1 protein-coding gene is annotated in these 1364 nt (G+C 34.8%); it reads right to left on the bottom strand.

Annotated features, from left to right (window positions below; translation table 11 throughout):
• Positions 1 to 695 precede the first annotated feature (695 nt).
• A partial coding sequence (locus ACYQ2O_RS12285) for a hypothetical protein (protein ID WP_459796704.1) occupies positions 696 to 1364 on the bottom strand: 669 nt, incomplete at its 5' end.

The following is a 1364-nucleotide window of genomic DNA, read 5'->3' as shown; positions in this document are numbered from 1 at the left end:
TTTAGTTTCACTAAACCAACTGGCAGAGTCTGCTTACTTAAGATATTGAACCGCCGTATACGGAACCGTACGTACGGTGGTGTGAGAGGACGGTAAATAAATTAATTATTTACCCCCTACTCGATTGTTTTTATACAAAAAAATGACAATAGAAAAAAAACATATCACAAAGGCACTTAACGTTAATCCGTCTCGATATATTACATACAACACGAGATTAAAAATCGTTGCTATTACTAACAAGATAAGGACATTTACATTTATATTTTTGGTCATTTTAATTCAATCCTTTAAATAAGAGTATCATATGGGTGAATTTTATCAGTAATACGAACTGGATTAAAAATCAAAATAAGGAGATTGATTTTCTTACTGCGAATATAGCTGCTATTCATTTTAATTAAATAGACCTGTACAAAACAATTATTAATTACAAAGCACAAGTCTGTTAAAGAAATTTGTTAATATTGTATAATTTTACATAGATGGTTCTTGATTAGAAGGTAAATGCACGACACCTGGTCCGGCACCGCCACCACCACTAGTTGATCCTGAAGGTCTTGATCTGACAGAAAATGCATCAATTTTAGTCATGTCTACTATAACGCCGTTTCCCCTGTTGTGAGAAGTCATTCTATTTCTTAATAAAGCAACATGGGTTGAAAAGTACAAAGCAGTAGTCGATGTTAGGGGTGCTAGAGGGGAAACTTAATTGTTAAAAGCCCTAAAGCTCCTGCCCTACCAATTTGCAATAGACCTAAATCGCTTACTGTTTGAGTGGTTTGCGCATTAGTGAAAAAGGTTCTAGTCCCCCACCAGTACCTCTCTACATTGTATCCACGGCTAGCAAAAGTATTAGTGCTAGTTGTAGAAAATTCCGGTTGTTCTTCTAGATATATACCAGGTCTATTTATATTCGAATCAGTCTGTATAGTAGCCTGAATATTTTGAGGTTGCAACTCTAAAAAGCTATCTTCTAATTTCTCTAAATTATATTTTTCATATAGTTGAGTGGGGATACCAGAATGTAACTCCCAAAACCCATCTTCATTCACAATGACATAGGGTTCAACATCCTCTATGAATTGATCGAGTTCAAAGGAACTAACTTCTTGAGTTTGCTCTTCGTTAATACTTTCTTCTGACGCCACGGCTGTTAATGTAGGAAATATCCCACCAGATAAAACTAAAACTGAACTAGTACTAATAATTAATTTTTTTAGAGAAAATGACATAAATGAGCCAATTTCATAATTATTTGTCGTGTTTAACACCTGATAAATCAACTTTTTTAAAACATAGAAAAAAGGACCCCCCCATATGGTACAATTAGGTTGTCGACTAAGACACGTACTCCAGGAGGG

It is taken from the genome of Alkalibacterium sp. m-11, from assembly GCF_054658155.1.
The sequence above is the reverse complement of the archived record's forward strand: the minus strand, read 5'-3'. Positions and strand labels throughout refer to the sequence as shown.